The organism is Microbacterium sp. TPD7012 (genome assembly GCF_003075395.1).
In the GTDB taxonomy this organism is placed as follows: Bacteria; Actinomycetota; Actinomycetes; order Actinomycetales; family Microbacteriaceae; genus Microbacterium.
The window spans coordinates 389,585-409,178 of record NZ_QDFV01000004.1 but is presented as its reverse complement, the minus strand read 5'-3'; the positions used below and the strand labels follow the sequence as shown (position 1 = coordinate 409,178).

Below are 19,594 nucleotides of genomic sequence, written 5' to 3'. Positions count from 1 at the left end.
CCGACTTTCGGCAGTATGCGCGCTCGGGCGCCGGGGATAGATTCGCCCTGACACGGCGGTGGCAGAGTCACGCCGTGCCCGCATGACCCGTGATGCCGCAAAGGAGCGCCTGCTGATGAGCAGCCAGATCGACCACCTTCTCGACGAGACCCGGAAGTTCCCGCCGTCGGAGGAATTCGTCGCCCAGTCCGTGTCGTCGCCCGAGCTCTACGAGCGCGCGTCCGCGGATCGCGAGGCCTTCTGGGGCGAGCAGTCCCGCGACCTCCTGCACTGGCACACGCCTTTCACGCAGGTTCTCGACTGGACCAACCCGCCGTTCGCGAAGTGGTTCGACGACGGCGAGCTCAACGTCGCGTACAACTGCCTCGACCGCCACGTCGAGGAGGGCAACGGCGACCGGATCGCGCTGCACTGGGAGGGCGAGCCCGGCGACAGCCGCAGCATCACGTACGCCGAGCTCACCGATGAGGTCAAGCGCACGGCCAACGTGCTGGCGGGCTTCGGCGTCGGCCAGGGCGACCGCGTGGCGATCTACCTGCCGATGATCCCCGAGGCCATCGCCTCCATGCTCGCCGTGGCCCGACTGGGTGCCATCCACTCCGTGGTCTTCGGCGGATTCAGCGCCGACAGCCTTCGCGCACGAATCGACGACGCGGGCGCGAAGGTCGTCATCACGGCCGACGGCGGCTACCGCAAGGGCAAGGTGTCCGCGCTGAAGCCGGCCGTCGACCAGGCGCTCGGCGACCGCGGAGAGGGCGAGCAGCAGACGGTCGAGCACGTGCTCGTCGTCCAGCGCGGCGGAAACGACGTCGACTGGGTGGAGGGTCGCGATGTCTGGTGGCACGACGCCGTGCCCACGGCATCCGCCGATCACACGGCCGAGGCCTTCCCCGCCGAGAACCCGCTCTTCATCCTCTACACCTCCGGCACCACGGGGAAGCCGAAGGGGATCCTGCACACGTCCGGCGGCTACCTCACCCAGGCGGCGTACTCGCACAAGTACGTGTTCGACCTCCATCCGGAGACGGACGTGTATTGGTGCACGGCCGACATCGGCTGGGTGACCGGGCACTCGTACGTCGCCTACGGTCCGCTCGCCAACGGCGCCACGCAGGTGCTGTACGAGGGCACGCCGGATGCTCCGCACCCCGGCCGCTGGTGGGAGATCATCGAGAAGTACAAGGTCTCTATCTTCTACACCGCACCGACCGCGATCCGCTCGTTCATGAAGATCGGACGCAGCATCCCCGCGAAGTTCGACCTCTCGTCGCTCCGCCTGCTGGGCTCGGTGGGCGAGCCGATCAACCCCGAGGCGTGGATGTGGTACCGCGAGGTCATCGGCGCGAACAAGGCGCCGATCGTCGATACCTGGTGGCAGACCGAGACCGGCGCGATCATGGTCTCGGCCCTCCCCGGGGTCACTGCGACCAAGCCCGGCTCCGCGCAGGTGCCGCTGCCCGGCATCACGATCGACGTGGTCGACGAGAAGGGCGTCGAGGTCGGCAACGGCAGCGGCGGACTCCTCGTCGTCACCGAGCCGTGGCCCAGCATGCTGCGCGGCATCTGGGGCGACCCGGAGCGCTTCCGCGAGACGTACTGGGAGAAGTTCGAGGAGCAGGGGTACTACTTCGCCGGCGACGGCGCGCGCCTCGACGAGGACGGCGACCTCTGGCTGCTCGGACGCGTGGACGACGTCATGAACGTGTCGGGTCACCGCCTGTCGACCGCCGAGATCGAGTCCTCGCTGGTGGCGCACGAGGCCACGGCCGAGGCGGCGGTCGTCGGCGCCTCGGATGAGACCACGGGCCAGGCGGTCGTCGCCTTCGTGATCATCAAGGAGAGCTACCTCGCCGCGCACGACCCCGCGGGACTCGCCCAGCTGCTGCGGCTCTGGGTCGGCGAGCAGATCGGCGCGATCGCTCGTCCTCGCGACGTGTACATCGTCGGCGAGCTGCCGAAGACGCGCTCGGGGAAGATCATGCGCCGTCTGCTGCGCGATGTCGCGGAGGGACGCGAGGTCGGCGACACCACGACACTGGCCGACACGGCGGTCATGAGCATCATCTCGGCGCAGGTCAAGTAGCCAGCGCCCCTCGACAGGCTCAGGGACCCACGGGTCGCTGAGCCTGTCGACGTGTCAGGCGAGGATGAACGTGACCTCGACCTCGACCGGGCTGTCGAGCGGGAGCACCGGCACACCGACGGCGGCGCGCGCGTGCCGCCCGGCGTCGCCGAAGATCTCGCCGAGGACCTCGCTGGCGCCGTTGATGACGCCCGGCTGTCCGGAGAACTCCGGGACGGATGCCACGAAGCCGCCGACCCGCAGCACGCCGGCGATGCGGTCGACGCCGCCCGCGGCATCCGCTGCCGCGGCGAGCGCGTTCAGCGCGCAGGTGCGGGCGTAGCCCTTGGCGTCCTCGGCCGTGACCTCTGCGCCGAGCTTGCCCGTCGCGGGGAGGGCGCCCGCGGTGAACGGCAGCTGACCGGAGGTGTAGACGAGGCCGTCGTGGACGACGGCGGGCACGTATGCCGCGACGGGAGCGGCGACGGCCGGCAGCTCGATGCCGAGCTCGGCGAGGCGTGCGGAGACGGTCATGCCGCGCCTCCCTCGAACTGGCGAGCGGCTTCAGCCGCGGCCGCGAGGCCGGCGTTCGCCGAGGCGTCGGACGTCACGGGACGCTTCAGGTAGGCGACCAGGCCGCCCTCCGGACCCTGTACGACCTGGACCAGCTCCCAGCCCTGCTTGCCCCAGTTGTTGAGGATCGCAGCCGTGTTGTGGATCAGCAGCGGCGTGGTCAGGTATTCCCACGTGGTCATGGCACTCCTGTCGATTCGGGCGCCGCACCCCGTCGTGGCAGGCTCGAAACCCGGCGGTTCGAGGGTGCAGGCTCGTCAAAGGCGGTATTCAGGGAACTCCCCTACGATCAAGCGTATGCCCCAAAAGAAGAATCGAACGGTGAGAGGCGTGCTCGGCGGTCTCGTCGGGCTCGTCGGTCTGAGCGCCGTCGCCGGTCTGCTGGTCACGGCGAGCGTCACCCCGGTCCTCGCCATGACCGGAGTCGCCGGCACCCAGGCTCTGACCCTGTTCGACCAGCTCCCCGAGAACCTCAACCCGGGTACTCCGATGGAGCAGTCGACCATCTACGCGACGGCTCCCGACGGCACCCCGGTCGAGCTCGCCTCGTTCTACGAGCAGAACCGCGTCCCGGTCACCTACGAGCAGGTCGCCCCGGCACTGTACGACGCGATCCTCTCGAGCGAGGACAAGAACTTCTACAGCCACGGCGGCGTGAACGTCGGGGCCACGGTCAAGGCCCTGGTCGACAACGTGCGCGGCACGTCGAGTCGCGGCGCCTCGACGATCAGCCAGCAGTTCGTCAAGAACGTGCTGATCCAGCAGTGCGAGCAGGAGGTCGACACGACCTCGGAGACGTACTCGGAAGAGCTTCAGCAGTGCTGGCTCGACGCGACGAACGCGGTCGGCAGCAAGGGCATCGAGCGCAAGCTCCAGGAGATGCGCTACGCGATCCAGATCGAGAAGGACTTCTCGAAGAACGACATCCTTCTCGGGTACCTGAACATCGCCAACTTCGGCGGCACGGTCTACGGCATCGAGTCCGCAGCCAACTACTACTTCTCCACGACCGCCGCGAACCTCACCGTCGCGCAGGCGGCGACGCTCGCCGGCATCGTGCAGAACCCGAACACCTTCCGCATCGACCAGCCGGAGGGCACGTCGACGAACGATGACGGCACCGCGGTCAACGGAGCCGAAGACGGGTACTCGCTGACCAAGGACCGGCGTCACTACGTGCTCGGCCGCATGCTCACCGACGGCAAGATCACGCAGGCGCAGTACGACGAGGCGGATGCCTCCGCCATCGAGCCGCTGCTCAACCCTCCGACGCAGGGCTGCGCGTCGGCCGGACGCAACGCGTACTTCTGCCAGTACGTGAAGTCGATCATCGAGACGGACCCGTCGTTCGGCGAGACCCTGCAGGATCGTCGTGATCTGCTCCGCCGCGGTGGCCTCAAGATCTTCACGTCGCTGGACTTCCGCATCCAGGAGCCGGCCGCCCAGACGATGGCCGACATCGTCCCGACGAGCTACGGCGCGTACTTCGGTGCGACGGGCACCTCGATCGAGGTCGGCACAGGCCGCATCCTTTCGATGACGCAGAACACGCTGTTCAGCGAGACGATCACCGACAGTCCGGACTACACCTCGCTGGTGTTCGCCGGCGACAAGAAGAACGGCGACTCGGTCGGGTTCCCCGTCGGGTCGACATACAAGCTCTTCACCCTGATCGACTGGCTCGAGAAGGGGCACTCCGTCAACGAGCGGGTCGACGGCAGCCTGCAGACGAACATGAAGTTCACCGCGGCGGCCTGCGGCGGCGGCACCATGACCGCCAACACCCGCGAGATCGGGAACTTCAACAGCGCGGCCGGCTACACCGGGACCGTGATGAACTTCACGGCGCAGTCGCTGAACAGCGGTTTCTTCGCGATGGCGTCCAAGCTCGACCTCTGCGACATCAACAAGGTCGCCGACCGCATGGGCGTCACGGTCGCCACGGGCGAGAAGACCACCGACAGCAACGTCCCCTTCGACGTGCTCGGCTCGAAGAACATCTCGCCGCTGGCCATGGCCAACGCCTACGCGACGGTCGCGAGCGGCGGCACGCTGTGCACCCCCCGCGCGATCGATCGCGTCATCGGCGCCGACGGCAAGGACCGCGAGCTCCCGGCATCGTCGTGCACCGCCGGCGTCATCAGCCCCGAGGTCGCGGCGACCGCCGCCTACGCCCTCCAGGGCGTCATGAACTCGGGCGGCACCGGAAGCCGGGCCAACCCGGGCGACGGCACGCCGCTGATCGGAAAGACGGGCACGCACAACGAATACGGCACGATGATGATCGAGGCCAGCACCAAGGTCGCGACCGCCGCGTGGGTCGGCCGCACCCAGGGCCAGGACAACATCTACCGCGAATGGTACGGCGACTGGCAGCTCAACGACCTGCGCTACCCGCTGGCCGAGGTGGCGCAGGCCGCCGCGAACGCGGCCTACGGCGGCGACGACTTCCCGCAGCCCGACCGCAACCTCACCAAGGTCGTTCTGACGGACGTGCCCAGCGTGGTGGGCATGACCGTGGATGCCGCGAAGGCGACCCTCGAGGGCGCCGGCTTCCAGTTCTCGCAGGGTGGAGAGATCGACAGCAACCTCGCCGCCGGTCTCGTCGCGGCCCAGGACCCGAACGGGCAGGCTCCGGCCGGTGCGACGATCACGGTCGCGACCAGCAACGGCTCCGGAACGACCGTGCCCGCGAACCTGGTGGGGATGTCGAAGGCGCAGGCTCAGGCCGCACTGATCGCGGCGGGCTTCACGAAGATCAGCTTCGACGCCTCCTGCAATCCTCCGACGGCCGCCGTGACCGGGTCGGATCCCGCCCCGGGAGCCGCGGCCAGCAAGGCCACCACCGTCGGCGTGACGTGCCAGTAGCCTCCGGCCGATCCGCACACCCGGCCCTCATCGCGCTCGGCGCGGTGGGGGCCGCGGGTGTCGCGGCGGCGGTGTGGGGCATCGGCATCGAGCGCTATCTCTTCACGCTTCGTGAGGAGACGGCACCCGCGCTCTCCCCCGGCTCGACGCCCATCCGCGTCCTGCACATCTCGGATGCGCACATGGCGCCCTGGCAGCACCGCAAGCAGGACTGGCTGGCGTCGCTCGCGCAGCTGAGGCCCGACCTCGTCGTCAACACCGGCGACAACCTCGGGCACCGCGACGGACTCGTGGGCATCCGCCGCGCGTTCGATCCGTTCGCCGGCATCCCCGGGGTGTTCGTGCACGGCTCGAACGATGTCGTCGGCCCGTCTCCGCGCAATCCGCTGCGGTACTTCCTCGGCCCGTCGAAGAAGCAGCACGAACCCGAGACCCTCGACACCGAGGCACTGGACCGGTACTTCACCGACGAGCTCGGCTGGACCGATCTCGACAACGCGGCCGCGCGGCTGACCGTCGCCGGCAACACGGTCGACTTCTTCGGCGTGAACGACGCGCACCGCGACTGGGATCGGCTCGATCTGCTGCCCGCCGCGATCGGCGACCTCGGCGCAGCGGATGCCGGCATCACGCGGCTCGGCGTCACCCATGCTCCCTACCAGCGGATCCTCAACGGCTTCACCGGCCTCGGCGCGGACGCGATCTTCGGGGGCCACACGCACGGCGGCCAGGTGTGCCTGCCCGGCTACGGCGCGCTGGTGGCGAACTGCGACATCCCGCTGAAGCAGGCCAAGGGACTCAGCACCTGGTCCCACGGCGACCGCACGGTCCCCCTGAACGTCAGCGCCGGCTGCGGCCACTCGATCTATGCACCGGTCCGTTTCGCCTGCCGCCCGGAGGCCACACTGCTCACCCTGACCGCTCGGACGTGATCGCGCTCACGATTCGGCGCACGGGACATTTCCCTGTAGACTCGGAGGGTTGCAAACGGGGTGTGGCGCAGCTTGGTAGCGCGCTTCGTTCGGGACGAAGAGGTCGCAGGTTCAAATCCTGTCACCCCGACCAGTGACACCGGAAGGCCGCCCTCAGGGGCGGCCTTCTCTGTACGGAGACAGCGCACGGAAGGGACTCATGGGCTCTCTGCTTCCCCCGCCGCGCCGTCACACCCGCGCATGGGCTCTGGCCCTCGGCATCCCCTTCCTCGCCGGCCTCGCCCTGCTGACGCTGACGCCGTCGCGGGTCGAGCAGACGATGCCGAACCTGCTGGATCTCGTGCTCTCGACGATCCAGGAGCTGGGGTGGACCGCCCTCGACTTCACGCGCCTCGAAGTCATCGCCAACATCCTCGTCTTCCTCCCGGTCGGGGTGCTCGCCTTCGTGCTGCTCCCCCGCCGGGTGTGGCTGCTGTCACTGCTGGTCGGCCCGCTGCTGTCGCTCTCGATCGAGGCGGCTCAGCGTGTCGCGCTGCCGCACCGCGCGGCGACCCTGACCGACGTGATCGCCAACTCCTCCGGAGCGACCGCCGGCGTCGCGTTCGCCGTGCTGTGCACACTCGCGTTCGCGCCGCGCTTCGCTCCGCAGTCATCTCCTACGCTGGAGGCATCATGACCGCTCCCGCACTCGTCGCCTTCGACCTCGACGACACGCTCGCTCCGTCCAAGGGCCTGATCGACCAGCGCATCGCCGACCTCCTCCGGGCGCTGCTGCGCTCCGTGGATGTCGCGATCATCTCGGGCGGCAACGAGGCGCAGTTCCGCACGCAGGTGATCGCCCGGCTCGGCGACGCGGATGCCGCCGACCTCGCGCGCCTGCACCTGCTGCCGACCTGCGGCACGCGCTACCTGCGGCACGACGGCACCGACTTCACTCCCGTGTACGCGCACGACCTCAGCGACGCCGAGAAGACCGCCGCATTGACCGCGCTCCGCGAGGAGGCCGAACGCCTCGGGCTGTGGGAGACAGAGCCCTGGGGCGAGATCCTCGAGGACCGAGGTTCGCAGATCACCTTCTCGGCCCTCGGCCAGCGCGCCCCGCGCGAGGCGAAGCACGCGTGGGACCCGACGGGCTCCAAGCGCGCCCTGCTGCGTGACGCCGTCAGCGCACGGCTGCCCGGGCTCGAGGTGCGCTCCGGCGGGTCGACCTCGATCGACATCACGCAGGCGGGCATCGACAAGGCGTTCGGCATGCGGCGGCTCGCCGAGCACACCGGCATCCCCCTGTCCGCCATGCTCTTCTACGGCGACCGCCTCGACGAAGGCGGCAACGACTACCCGGTGCTCGCGATCGGCGTGCCGTCCGTATCGGTCGAGGGCTGGGAAGACACCGCCGACCGGCTCGACGCGCTCCTCCCGACGCTCTGAATCGCCGCCGATCCGCGACGGGGATCTAGCATGGCGTCATGGATGCCCTGCTGATCGTCATCATCGTCGCCGCGATCGCCGGTCTCGCCTGCTGGGCGCTCTCGCTGATCACCCGTGACACGTCCTGGGTGGATCGCGCCTGGTCGATCGTTCCGGTCGTGTACGTGTGGATCCTCGTCGGCGGGGCCTTCGCCGCGGGCGACGGCTCGGCGCGCGTGGTGCTGATGGGGGTGCTCGCCACCCTGTGGGGCGTACGTCTGACCTTCAACTTCGCCCGCAAGGGCGGGTACACGGGCATGGAGGACTACCGGTGGGCCATCCTGCGGAAGCGGATGAAGCCGTGGCAGTTCCAGGTCTTCAACGTGCTGTTCATCATCGGCTACCAGATGACGCTGCTGGTGCTGATCACGCTCCCCGCCGCCGTCGCCGCGCAGAACCCCTCCGGGCTCACCGGGTGGGACGCGCTCTTCGCGGCCGCGTTCCTGGGGTTCCTCGTGGGTGAGACCGTCGCCGACCAGCAGCAGTGGCGCTTCCACCAGCGCAAGAAGGATGCCGGCGGCACGCTCGCTCCCGGCTTCGCGACCGACGGCCTGTTCCGCTACAGCCGCCACCCGAACTTCTTCTTCGAGCAGGCGCAGTGGTGGGCGTTCTACGCCATCGGCGCGACGGCCGCGGTGGCCGGGGGCGCCGGCATCCTGGGCGGAGCGCTGAACCCGACCATCATCGGTCCTGCCCTGCTCACCGTGCTGTTCATCGGATCGACGATCTTCACCGAGTCCATCACAGCGGGCAAGTATCCCGCCTATGCGGAGTACCGGCGCACCACCTCGATGCTCGTGCCCTGGCCGCCACGCGCCCGCGCCGCCGTCACCTCGGCCTGACCGCTTCCCCGGTCAGCGGACGACCGCCTCGGTCACCGCGCGCGACACCGGCACCAGGCGGGTGAGCTGCGTGACGTGTCCGGGCTCGAGCTCCGCGAGCGACGAGACGCCGAGCAGCCGCATGGTGCGCTCGATCTCGCTGCGCAGGATCGCGATCGTGCGATCGACGCCCTGGCGACCACCCGCCATCAGTCCGTACAGGTAGGCGCGCCCGATGAGCGTGAAGTCCGCCCCCAGCGCCACCGCCGCCACGATGTCGGCGCCGTTCATGATGCCGGTGTCGATCATCACCGTGAAGTCGTCCCCGACCGCCTTGCGGACCTCGGGGAGCAGGTGGAACGGGATCGGGGCGCGGTCGAGCTGACGCCCGCCGTGGTTCGAGAGCACGATGCCGTCGACGCCCTCATCGCGCAGGCGGATCGAGTCCTCGACGTTCTGCACGCCCTTGATGACGATCTTGCCGGGCCACAGGTCGCGGATCACCGCCAGGTCGTCGTAGCTGATCGTCGGATCCATGGCGGCGTCCAGCAGCTCGCCGACGGTGCCGCCCGTGGTGCTCAGCGACGCGAACTCGAGCTTCGGGGTGGTCAGGAAGTCGAACCACCACCAGGGCCGCGGGATCGCGTTGATGATCGTGCCGAGCGTCAGCTGCGGAGGGATGCTGAAGCCGTTGCGCTTGTCGCGCAGACGGGCGCCGGCGACCGGGGTGTCGACCGTGAACTGCAGGGTGTCGAAGCCGGCGGCGGCCGCGCGGCGGGTGAGCTCGTAGGAGATCTCACGGTCGCGCATCACGTACAGCTGGAACCAGTTCCGTCCGGGGACCGGTCCCTGAGGCTCTCGAAGGGTGGCGGCCTTGACGCCCTCGATCGACGTCGTGCCGAGCGTCGAGAGGGTGAACGGGATGCCGGCGGCGGCCGCGGCGCCTGCGCCGGCGACCTCGCCCTCGGTCTGCATGAGGCGCGTGAAGCCGGTGGGGGCGATGCCGAACGGCAGAGCGGACGGCCCGCCGAGGATGTCGACGCTCGTGTCGACGGTCGGCGCTGGGCGGAGGATGCCCGGGTGGAACTCCACGTCCTGGAACGCCTGACGCGCGCGGGTGAGCGAGAGCTCGCCCTCAGCGGCGCCGTCGGTGTAGTCGAAGGCCGCCTTCGGGGTGCGGCGCTTGGCGATCGAGCGCAGATCGTCGATCGTGAGAGCGGCGTCGAGGCGGCGCTTGCGGCCGTCGAGCTCGGGCTTCTTGAACTTCATGAGCTCGAGCAGCTCTGCGGGGTTGGGAAGCTGGCGCTGGACCATGGTGTGCCTCTCGGTGCGGATCAGGGGGTCAGGATCAGGGGGTCAGGATCTGCGTGTAGTAGCCGGTGATGTGGGCGCGCACGAGGGATCGCGCGGCATCGGCGTCGCCGGCGTCGATCGCGGAGACCAGCTCGTGGTGCTCGATGCGCAACCGGGCGGCCATGGCCTCCCAGTCGGGGATCGCGGCGACCCCGCCCTGCACGTACGACTCGATCGACGAGCGCAGCCCCGCCATCATCGCCGCGATGACGGTGTTGCCGCTGCCCTCGGCCAGAGAGAGGTGCAGCTGCGCGTCGAGGGCGAGGAACTCCTCCGGGGTGAGGTCTGCCGCGTCCATCGCCTCGAGGAGCTCGTGTGCGCGGGCCGTGTCCCGCTCATCGGATGCCGCCATAGCCCCGACGACGGCGTCTTCGAGCACCAGACGCGTCTGCACCACGTCGGCGAGCGGAAACCCCTGGGCCGCGACCTGGAGCCGCAGCAGCGCCGACATCCCGCCGGTCGGGGTCGCGATCACGATGGCACCGGACTGGGGCCCGGAGCCCGTGGCCGTGCGGATCAGCCCCATGACCTCGAGGACGCGGAAGGCCTCGCGCACGCTCGATCGACCGACACCCAGTTCGCTCGCCAGGTCCCGCTCCGAGGCCAGCCGGTCGCCCGGGCCGAGGCGTCCGTCGAGGAGATCGCGCTCGATGTGCTCGAGCACGAGACGCCAGGCGCGCGCGGGCTGCTGCTCCGGCATCCGTCCTCCTCGTCGCGGCACGCGGGCGCGGGTGCCGCGGTATGTGGTCTGACCACAGTAGCGCGTGTGGTCAGACCACGCAACGTCGGCGGCGCGAACCTCGGCGAGAAGAGAGTCGGCGAGAAGAGGGAGAGCGCTCAGCCCAGGCGTCCGCCGGACTCCTCGAGGTAGCAGGTGCCGCACAGCGACTCGTACGTCGTCAGCTCGGGCGCGGCGGAGCCGTCGGCCCCCTCGTCGATCGCGACCTGATCGCCGTCGAAGACGAACCGCCCTCCGATGACGCGGCCGTTGAACACGGCCTTCCGTCCGCAGCGGCAGATCGTCTTGAGCTCCTCCAGCGAGTGCGCGATCGCCAGCAGGCGGGCCGAGCCGGGGAACGCATGGGTCAGGAAGTCGTTGCGGATGCCGTAGGCCATGACCGGGATGCGATCCTCGATCGCGATCCGGAACAGGTCGTCGACCTGGGGCGGCGTGAGGAACTGCGCCTCGTCGATCAGGAGGCAGGCCACGTCGATCGGCCCGCTCGGGATCAGCTCCTCTTCCGCCGAACGCCGGATGCGCTCGCGGTGCTCGCCGAACAGGCGCCGGGCGTCATCCCCCGGGCCGATCAGGAAGTCCACCTCGCGCGTGACGCCGAGCCGGCTGGCGATCTCGGACGCCCCCTTGGTGTCGATCGCGGGCTTGGCGAGCAGCACATGCTGCCCGCGCTCCTCGTAGTTGTACGCGGCCTGCAGCAGCGAGGTCGACTTGCCCGAGTTCATCGCGCCGTAGCGGAAGTAGAGCTTCGCCACGGTGCCGGCTCAGGCGTTGATGCCGAGGGTCGCGGCGGTCGCCGCCGTGGATTCCTCCGCGAGCTCGGCATCCTTGTTCAGCTGCTCGCCGAACGTCGGGATGAGCGCGCGCAGCTCGGGCTCCCAGCCCGCGTACTCAGCCGGGAAGCAGGTCTTGAGCAGCTGGAGCATGATCGGGACGGCCGTCGATGCGCCGGGCGATGCGCCGAGGAGACCGGCGATCGATCCGTCGGCCGACGAGACCACCTCGGTGCCGAACTGGAGGATGCCGCCCTTCTGCGGATCCTTCTTCATCACCTGGGCACGCTGACCGGCGTCGATGAGGGTCCAGTCCTCGTCCTTCGCGGTCGGCATGAAGGTGCGCAGGCTGTCGACCTTCTTCGCGTGGTTCTTCAGCAGCTCGCCCACGAGATACGTGATGAGATCGGGGTTCTTGACCGCGACCTGCAGCATCGGCACCAGGTTGTGCGCGCGCACCTGCGAGACGATGTCGAGCATCGAGCCGTTCTTGAGGAACTTGGGGCTGAACGTCGCGAAGGGGCCGAACATGAGCGAGGCCTCCCCGCCCACGACGCGGGTGTCGAGGTGCGGGACCGACATGGGCGGGGCGCCGACCGAGGCCTGCGAGTACACCTTCGCCTTGTGCTGCGCGACGACCGTCGGGTTCGTCGTCTTGAGGAACTGTCCTCCGATGGGGAAGACGCCGTAGCCCTTGATCTCGGGGATGCCGGAGTTCTGCAGCAGCTTGAGCGCCCAGCCGCCCGCACCGACGAACACGAAGCGCGCCTTGACCTCGTTCGGGGTGCGGCCGATCGTCGTGCGGTACTTGACCAGCCAGCCGCCGTCCTTCTGCTTCTTCAGGCTGCGCACCTCGTGGTTCGTGCGCAGCTCGACGCCGGAGGCGGTGAGGTGGTCGAACAGCTGGTGCGTGAGGGCGCCGAAGTCGACGTCGGTCCCCGCCGGAACGCGTGTGGCCGCGAACGGCTCGCCCTTGCGACGCTGCTGCATGAGGAGCGGCGCCCACTTGTTGATGACGCGCGAGTCCTCGCTGTACTCGATGCCCGCGAACAGCGGCTGCTCCTTGAGCACCTCGTAGCGGGCCTTGAGGTAGGCGACGTCCTTCTCGCCACGCACGAAGGTCATGTGCGGAGTCGCGTTGATGAAGGTCGACGGCGCGTCGAGCACGCCCTTGTCGACCAGCGACGACCAGAACTGACGGCTCTGCTGGAACTGCTCGTTGATCGAGACGGCCTTCGCCGGGTCGAGAGGCGCGTCGCCCTGCTGCGGCATGTAGTTCAGCTCGCACAGGGCGGCGTGACCGGTTCCTGCGTTGTTCCAGGGGTTCGAGCTCTCCTGGGCGACATCGGAGAGTCGCTCGAAGGCGACGATCTTCCACTCCGGCTGCAGTTCGTGCAGCAGAGTACCCAGGGTGGCGCTCATGATGCCACCGCCGATCAGGACGACATCGACGTTTTCAGTCACCAGATCAGTCTAGTTCGGCCGCACGGGTCTCAGAGCCAGCCCAGGTCCGCGCGGACGGCCCGATGAGACCGGATGCGCATGGCGGCGATGCGGTCAGGCTATGACGGCGAGACGCTCGGCGAGCACCTCGGCGATCTGCACCGCGTTGAGCGCCGCGCCCTTGCGCAGGTTGTCGTTGCTGATGAACAGCACGAGACCCTTGCCCTCGGGTGCGGACTGGTCGGCGCGGATGCGACCGACGAAGCTCGGGTCCTTGCCGGCTGCCTGGAGCGGGGTCGGAACCTCTTCGAGGGCGACGCCGGGGGCCGCCGCGAGCAGCTCGGTGGCGCGCTCCGGTGTGATGTCCTTCGAGAACTCGGCGTGGATCGACAGCGAATGTCCGGTGAAGACCGGGACACGCACGCAGGTGCCGGCGACGCGCAGGTCGGGCAGCTCGAGGATCTTGCGGCTCTCGTTGCGGAGCTTCTTCTCCTCGTCGGTCTCGTTCTGTCCGTCGTCGACGAGGTTGCCCGCGAACGGGATGACGTCGAAGGCGATGGGGGCGACGTACTTCTCGGGCTGCGGGAAGTCGATCGCCGAGCCGTCGTGCACGAGGCGGAGGGTGTCGCCCTGGGCGAGGACCCCCTCGACCTGTCCGAGCAGCTCCTGCGCGCCGGCGAGGCCGGAGCCGGAGACGGCCTGGTACGTCGAGACGATCAGACGCTCGAGGCCGGCATCCGCGTGCAGCGCCTTCAGGACGGGCATGGCCGCCATCGTGGTGCAGTTCGGGTTCGCGATGATGCCCTTGGGGCGATCGTCGATCGCGTGCGGGTTGACCTCGCTGACGACGAGCGGGACCTCGGGGTCGTTGCGCCAGGCGCTCGAGTTGTCGACGACCACGGCGCCCGCCGCGGCGAAGCGCGGCGCGTAGGCGCGGCTGGCGGTCGCGCCGGCGGAGAACAGGGCGATGTCGATGCCGGCGGCATCTGCCGTCTCGACGTCCTCGACGATCACGGTCGCTCCGCCGAACTCGATCGCCGTGCCCGCGGAGCGCGACGACGAGAAGAGCCGCAGCTCGCGGATCGGGAACGCCCGCTCGGCGAGAATCTCGCGCATGACGGTGCCCACCTGGCCGGTGGCGCCGACGATGGCGACGGAGAGTCCTGAATCGGAGATGCGGGTCATGATGTTCCTTGGCGTCGTGCGGATGGTGCGTACGAAGCGTCGGGCGCAGCGTCGGGATGCGGATGCCGCGCCTGGCGCCGGTGTCAGGGTTTCGGTGAGTCTACCGTGCCGTCGCGAGGACGAGGGCGGGTGGGTCAGCGACCGGTGCCGGCGTGGACGGTGGCCTCGGAGTCGCCGTCGAGACCGTAGGCGGTGTGCACGGTGCGTGCCGCCTCGGCGAGGTCGTCGCCGCGGAGCACGACCGAGATGCGGATCTCGGAGGTCGAGATCATCTCGATGTTGATGCCGCCGGCCGAGAGGGCCTCGAACAGCGTCGCCGAGACGCCCGAGTGCGTGCGCATGCCGGCGCCGACGACCGAGAGCTTGCCGATCTGGTCGTCGTGCACGAGATTCTGGAATCCGACCTCGTTCTGCTCGGCGGCCAGGGCCTTGAGCGCTGCCGCGGCATCCGCCTTGGGGACGGTGAACGAGATGTCGGTGCGGCCCGTCGCGGAGACGTTCTGCACGATCATGTCGACGTTCGCGCCGGACCTCGCCACGATCTTGAAGATCTCGGCCGCCTTGCCCGGCACGTCGGGGACACCGGCGACGGTGATCTTGGCATGGCTGAAATCGGTGGCCACACCGGCGACGATCGGTTCTTCCATGACTGCTCCCTCGGCTTCGCGCGGGTTCTTCATACCCTCGCCCAGAACGTACGTGCCCTCGGCCGACGAGAACGTCGACCGGGAGTGGATGAGCACGCCGTGACGGCGTGCGTATTCGACGGCGCGGATGTACAGCACCTTGGCGCCGTTGGCGGCCAGCTCGAGCATCTCCTCCGTCGAGACGTGATCGAGCTTCTGCGCCTTCGGGATCACCCGGGGGTCCGCCGTGTAGATGCCGTCGACGTCGCTGTAGATCTCGCAGACGTCGGCCCCGAGCGCTGCGGCCAGGGCGACCGCCGTGGTGTCGGAGCCGCCGCGGCCGAGGGTCGTGATGTCGCGGGTGTCGCGATTGAAGCCCTGGAAGCCGGCGACGATGACGATCGCGCCCTCGTCGAGAGCCTCACGCAGGCGGACGGGTGTCACATCGACGATGCGAGCCGCGCCGTGCTGCGAGTCGGTGATCATGCCGGCCTGGCTGCCGGTGAAGGAACGCGCCTCGAACCCCATCGAGTGGATCGCCATGGCCAGCAGGGCCATCGAGATGCGCTCACCGCTCGAGAGGAGCATGTCCAGTTCGCGCGGCGCGGGGATGGGAGCGACCTCGTTCGCGAGGTCGAGCAGCTCGTCGGTCGTGTCGCCCATGGCGCTGACGGCGACGACCACGTCGTGCCCGGCGCGACGCGTGTCGACGATGCGCTTGGCGACGCGCTTGATGCTCTCTGCGTCGGCGACAGAGGAGCCGCCGTACTTCTGCACGATGAGGGCCACGTTCACTCCCGGGGATGTCGGGCGGATCCGCCCACCGCTCATTCTACGATCGGCCCGTATACCCCGCCGCGCATGTGTCGCAGAGGGATGAGCAGACGGGCAGCGCGACGAGGCGTCAGGGAGCCGGCGGCAGCGCCGCGGCGGGAGGCGGATCGGAGCCGAGCGGATCGGAGCCGAGCGGGTCTCCGGTGGCGCGCCGCAGGCGCCCGCCGGTCGCCGCGAACCAGCATCCGGCGATGATGAGCGGGAACCCGATGAGGAGCCCGGGCGTCAGCGGTTCGGAGAGCACGATCGCGCCGAGCACGATCGCCACGACGGGGTTCACGTAGGTGAACAGCGGCGCGCGCACCGGTCCGACCTCGCGGATGAGGGCGAAGAACGCGAGGAACGCGACGGCCGTGCAGATCACCGCGAGAGCGAGGAGCGCGCCGATGGACGGCAGCGTCGGGACCTCGTGCTGGGTGAGCAGACCGATCGGGAGGTAGAGGATGCCGATCATCAGCAGCGACAGCGTGATCGTGCCGAGCGAGGGCACATCGGCGAGCTTGCGCGCCACGATGAACGGGGCGATCGCGTACAGGACCGCGACGAGCAGCACCTCGCCCGCGGCGAGCAGGCTGACCTCACCGCCGAACAGCCCCGGTCCCGCCACCACGATCCCGACGCCCACGAAGCCGACGAGGAGGCCGATGCCCCGCGCAGGGCGGAGCACGCCGCGATCCCCTCCGCCGAGGGCGATCAGGGCCGCGAAAAGGGGCACCGTGGCGACCAGAAGACCGGTCATGCCCGAGGGCAGCGTCATCTCGGCATGCCCCAGCAGCACGAAGGGACCGGCCATCTCGACCAGCCCGAAGGCCAGCACCCACGGCCAGTGCTTGAGGGCGGCGCGCAGCGCCCCGCCGCGGAGGGCGAACGGCAGCAGCAGCACTGCGGCGATGAGAGTGCGGCCGGCCACGATCGCGGGCGGGGAGAGCGACTCGACCGCGATGCTGATGAAGAGATAGGGCACACCCCACAGCAGCGCCATCGCGCCGAAGAGGAGCCAGCCGCGTCGGGAGAACCCTCCCTGGGTGTTCACAGGACGCGCCGGCCCTCGAAGGCGCGACCGAGGGTGACCTCGTCGGCGTACTCGAGGTCGCCGCCGACGGGCAGGCCCGAGGCCAGGCGCGAGACGGTGATCTGCATGGTCGTCAGCAGTCTGCTGAGGTAGCTCGCCGTGGCCTCGCCCTCGAGGTTGGGGTTGGTGGCCAGGATGACCTCCTGCACGGTGCCGTCGGCCAGCCGCGTCATGAGCTGGGCGATGCGCAGATCGTCGGGGCCGATGCCGGCGATGGGGCTGATCACGCCGCCGAGCACGTGGTACAGCCCGCGGAACTCTCTGGTGCGCTCGATGGCCGCGACGTCCTTCGCGTCCTCGACGACGCAGATCAGGGCCTGACTGCGTCGAGGGTCGCGGCAGATCGCACACCGCTCCTGCTCGGCGACGTTGCCGCACACCTCGCAGAACCGCACGCGGATGCGGATCTCGGTGAGCAGCTCCGCGAGGCGGGCGACGTCGAACGTCGGCGTCTGCAGGATGTGGAACGCGATGCGCTGGGCCGACTTCGGCCCGATGCCGGGGAGCCGACCGAACTCGTCGATCAGCTCCTGAACGATGCCGTCGTACATCAGGAGAACCTCGTCGGGGGCTCGTAGGGCTCTTCGCGCAGGAAGGTCGCGCCGAGCACCTGGCGGATCACGGCCTCACCGTAGCGCTGCACTCCCCCGACGGAGGGCGCGCGTTCGGTGACGACGGGCGGAGTGGCGGGTGCACGCTGCGCCCGGGGAATTACGGGAGCAGCGGGAGCGGACGGCCCCCGCTGTTCCTGACGCGGCGGCGATCCCTGTGACGCTCCGGCCGGCTCGTAGGCCGGGTCGTACGGCGGCTCGTCGTCGAAGGCGGGAGCATCGTCGTCGCCCGGAAGGGGAGGCTCGTCACGATCCACGGCGCCGTCGGCGGGAGGAACGGGCGCGGATGCCGCCGCCTCGACCTCTTCGGGCTCGTCATCGACGGGAAGCGGGGATGCCGGCGCCGGCATCTCGCCCGCGGGCTCCGCCGTGGGGATGGGGGCGACCGCCCACTCCGTCACGGAGGGAGCGGACGCGCCACGGACCTGCGGACGGGAGGACCCCGCTGACGCAGGCTCCGATGCGGGCGCGGCGTCGGACGGTGCCGAGGCGGCGGATGCCGCGGGCTGGCGCGGCGCACCGCCGGAAGGCATCGGAGCGGGGATGTACTTCACACGCACGCCGAGCTCCTGCTCGATGGCGGTGCGCAGGTGGTCGGACGGTCCGGAGCCGGGCGTCGTCCCCTTGAACTTGGCCACGTCGTGCTGGCTCGTGAAGCCGAGCGTCAGCACGTCGCTCTCCGTGACGTACGCCAGCGGCTGCACCGCTGTCGCGAGCAGCCAGGACGTGCGGCTGATGCCCTCGAGACGCGTGAGCACGGCGGGCCACGCGGCGGTGATGCTCGCCAGGGTGACCGGTCCCGCGGGGACAGCCGCTGCGGGAGCGGCTTCCGGCGCGGGCGGCGCGGCATCCGGAGCCGCCGTCGTCTCGGCCGAGGTCTCGACGGTCGGAGCATCGACAGCAGGGGTCGCGACAGCAGCGACCGCCGGCTCAGGTGCCGCAGCGGCCGGTGCCGGTGCGGATGCCGCAGGTGCCGGTGCCGCGGCGGGCCTCGATGCCTCGGCGGCCGGCGCCTGGGCACGGGCGGCGGGAGCCGCCGGGCGCTCGGCAGCGGCCGCTGGAGCGGTCGCCACGGCATCCGGCGCTCCGGCGAGCACGCGCGCCACCATGAGCTCGAGGTGCAGGCGCGGGGAGGTCGCACCGCTCATGTCGTCGAGAGCCGCGCTGACGACGTCGGCCGTGCGCGAGAGGCGGGAGGCGCCGAAGGCCGCCGCCTGCCCGCGCATGCGCTCGAGGTCGTCTTCGGCGATGCCGCGCAGGACAGCCGACGCGCCGGCGCCGACGGCGGCGATCACGATGAGGTCGCGCAGCCGCTCGAGCAGGTCGTCGACGAAGCGACGGGGGTCCTGACCGGTCTGCACGACGCGGTCGATCGCGGGGAAGGCCGCTGCGGCGTCACCCGCGGCGAGCGCGTCGACGATCTCGTCGAGCAGGGCCGCGTGCGTGTACCCGAGGAGGGCGACGGCACGGGCGTACCCGACTGTGACGGTCTCGGAGCCGGCCGGGGCGTCGGAGCCGGCGATCAGCTGGTCGAGCAGCGACAGGGTGTCTCGCGGAGACCCTCCGCCGGCACGGACCACGAGCGGGAGCACGCCCTGCTCGACGATCACGCCCTCTTCGCCGCAGAGCTTCGCGACGTACTCGAGCATCGCGGCGGGCGGGACGAGACGGAACGGGTAGTGGTGCGTGCGCGAGCGGATCGTGCCGAGCACCTTCTCGGGCTCGGTCGTCGCGAAGATGAACTTCACGTGCTCCGGCGGCTCCTCGACGAGCTTCAGCAGCGCGTTGAACCCCTGCGGCGTCACCATGTGCGCCTCGTCGAGGATGAAGATCTTGTAGCGGTCACGGCTCGGGGCGAACGTCGCCCGCTCGCGGAGGTCGCGCGCGTCGTCGACGCCGTTGTGACTCGCGGCGTCGATCTCGACGACGTCGAGCGATCCCCCGCCGGCGCGGGAGAGCTCGACGCAGCTGTCGCAGGTGCCGCAGGGCGTGTCGGTCGGCCCTGCCGCGCAGTTCAGGCAGCGGGCGAGGATGCGCGCCGAGGTCGTCTTGCCGCACCCGCGCGGCCCGGAGAACAGGTAGGCGTGCCCGACACGGTCTCCGCGCAGCGCGGTCATCAGCGGATCGGTCACCTGGGACTGCCCGATCATCTCGCCGAACGTCTCGGGTCGGTAGCGGCGGTAGAGGGCTGTGGTCACCTCAACAGCCTACGGCGTGCCACCGACACTTCGGCGGGTC

At 69.9% G+C, this 19,594-nt stretch carries 17 protein-coding genes and 1 tRNA gene; 7 read left to right on the top strand and 11 right to left on the bottom strand.

The features are described 5' to 3' along the window. Positions 1–115 precede the first annotated feature (115 nt). Positions 116–2,083, top strand: coding sequence for an acetate--CoA ligase (gene acs / locus DC434_RS13430; RefSeq protein WP_116635782.1), 1,968 nt, complete (start codon positions 116–118; stop codon positions 2,081–2,083). Positions 2,084–2,137: 54 nt separating this feature from the next. On the opposite strand, the gene DC434_RS13425 is transcribed toward acs, so the two are convergent. Both DC434_RS13425 and DC434_RS13420 read right to left on the bottom strand, forming a co-directional pair. Continuing rightward, a complete protein-coding gene (locus tag DC434_RS13425; protein WP_116635781.1) occupies positions 2,138–2,596 on the bottom strand; it encodes a RidA family protein in 459 nt (152 codons plus the stop codon). Beyond that, on the bottom strand, positions 2,593–2,817 hold the full coding sequence (locus tag DC434_RS13420) for a hypothetical protein (RefSeq protein ID WP_116635780.1): 225 nt from the start codon (positions 2,815–2,817) through the stop codon (positions 2,593–2,595). Before DC434_RS13420 ends, DC434_RS13425 begins: the two co-directional genes overlap by 4 nt. A gap of 139 nt (positions 2,818–2,956) precedes the next feature. Here DC434_RS13420 and DC434_RS13415 point away from each other — a divergent pair, with 139 nt between their 5' ends. From DC434_RS13415 to DC434_RS13390, 6 genes are all read left to right on the top strand, one after another. After that, on the top strand, positions 2,957–5,503 hold the full coding sequence (locus DC434_RS13415; protein ID WP_243408931.1) for a transglycosylase domain-containing protein: 2,547 nt from the start codon (positions 2,957–2,959) through the stop codon (positions 5,501–5,503). After that, positions 5,494–6,435, top strand: a complete 942-nt coding sequence (locus DC434_RS13410; protein ID WP_116635778.1) for a metallophosphoesterase — start codon at positions 5,494–5,496, stop codon at positions 6,433–6,435. Before DC434_RS13415 ends, DC434_RS13410 begins: the two co-directional genes overlap by 10 nt. Positions 6,436–6,491: 56 nt before the next feature. Continuing rightward, positions 6,492–6,568 (top strand) — tRNA-Pro (locus tag DC434_RS13405). 66 nt (positions 6,569–6,634) lie between these two features. Continuing rightward, positions 6,635–7,111, top strand: coding sequence for a VanZ family protein (locus DC434_RS13400; RefSeq protein ID WP_116635777.1), 477 nt, complete (start codon positions 6,635–6,637; stop codon positions 7,109–7,111). Further along, positions 7,108–7,863 (top strand): HAD-IIB family hydrolase, encoded by a 756-nt coding sequence (locus tag DC434_RS13395; RefSeq protein WP_116635776.1) that lies wholly within the window; start codon positions 7,108–7,110, stop codon positions 7,861–7,863. Before DC434_RS13400 ends, DC434_RS13395 begins: the two co-directional genes overlap by 4 nt. A 38-nt stretch (positions 7,864–7,901) precedes the next feature. Beyond that, a complete protein-coding gene (locus tag DC434_RS13390; RefSeq protein WP_116635775.1) occupies positions 7,902–8,744 on the top strand; it encodes a DUF1295 domain-containing protein in 843 nt (280 codons plus the stop codon). Between the two features lie 12 nt (positions 8,745–8,756). Here the strand turns inward: DC434_RS13390 and DC434_RS13385 are convergent, their stop codons facing one another. The 9 genes from DC434_RS13385 to DC434_RS13345 all read right to left on the bottom strand — a co-directional run bounded on the left by DC434_RS13385 (position 8,757) and on the right by DC434_RS13345 (position 19,554). Continuing rightward, a complete protein-coding gene (locus DC434_RS13385; protein ID WP_116635774.1) occupies positions 8,757–10,037 on the bottom strand; it encodes an alpha-hydroxy acid oxidase in 1,281 nt (426 codons plus the stop codon). A 34-nt stretch (positions 10,038–10,071) separates the two neighbouring features. After that, positions 10,072–10,776, bottom strand: a complete 705-nt coding sequence (locus tag DC434_RS13380; protein ID WP_116635773.1) for an FCD domain-containing protein — start codon at positions 10,774–10,776, stop codon at positions 10,072–10,074. A gap of 137 nt (positions 10,777–10,913) precedes the next feature. After that, positions 10,914–11,567: a thymidine kinase gene (locus DC434_RS13375; protein WP_116635772.1), complete on the bottom strand. Its 654-nt coding sequence runs from the start codon at positions 11,565–11,567 to the stop codon at positions 10,914–10,916. A gap of 9 nt (positions 11,568–11,576) precedes the next feature. Beyond that, a complete protein-coding gene (locus DC434_RS13370) occupies positions 11,577–13,049 on the bottom strand; it encodes a malate:quinone oxidoreductase (RefSeq protein ID WP_116635771.1) in 1,473 nt (490 codons plus the stop codon). 93 nt (positions 13,050–13,142) lie between these two features. Then, a complete protein-coding gene (locus DC434_RS13365) occupies positions 13,143–14,213 on the bottom strand; it encodes an aspartate-semialdehyde dehydrogenase (protein ID WP_116635770.1) in 1,071 nt (356 codons plus the stop codon). 134 nt (positions 14,214–14,347) lie between these two features. Continuing rightward, positions 14,348–15,628, bottom strand: a complete 1,281-nt coding sequence (locus tag DC434_RS13360) for an aspartate kinase (RefSeq protein WP_116635958.1) — start codon at positions 15,626–15,628, stop codon at positions 14,348–14,350. A 115-nt stretch (positions 15,629–15,743) separates the two neighbouring features. Further along, complete coding sequence (locus tag DC434_RS13355; protein ID WP_243408930.1) at positions 15,744–16,706, bottom strand: EamA family transporter; 963 nt, start codon at positions 16,704–16,706, stop codon at positions 15,744–15,746. Beyond that, positions 16,703–17,296 carry a recombination mediator RecR gene (gene recR / locus DC434_RS13350; RefSeq protein ID WP_116635769.1) on the bottom strand — a complete coding sequence of 198 codons (594 nt, stop codon included), beginning with the start codon at positions 17,294–17,296 and terminating at the stop codon, positions 16,703–16,705. The genes DC434_RS13355 and recR overlap by 4 nt, the downstream gene beginning before the upstream one ends. Next, entirely contained in the window at positions 17,296–19,554 is a 2,259-nt protein-coding gene (locus tag DC434_RS13345) for a DNA polymerase III subunit gamma and tau (protein ID WP_116635768.1), read from the bottom strand. The genes recR and DC434_RS13345 overlap by 1 nt, the downstream gene beginning before the upstream one ends. Positions 19,555–19,594 lie beyond the last annotated feature (40 nt).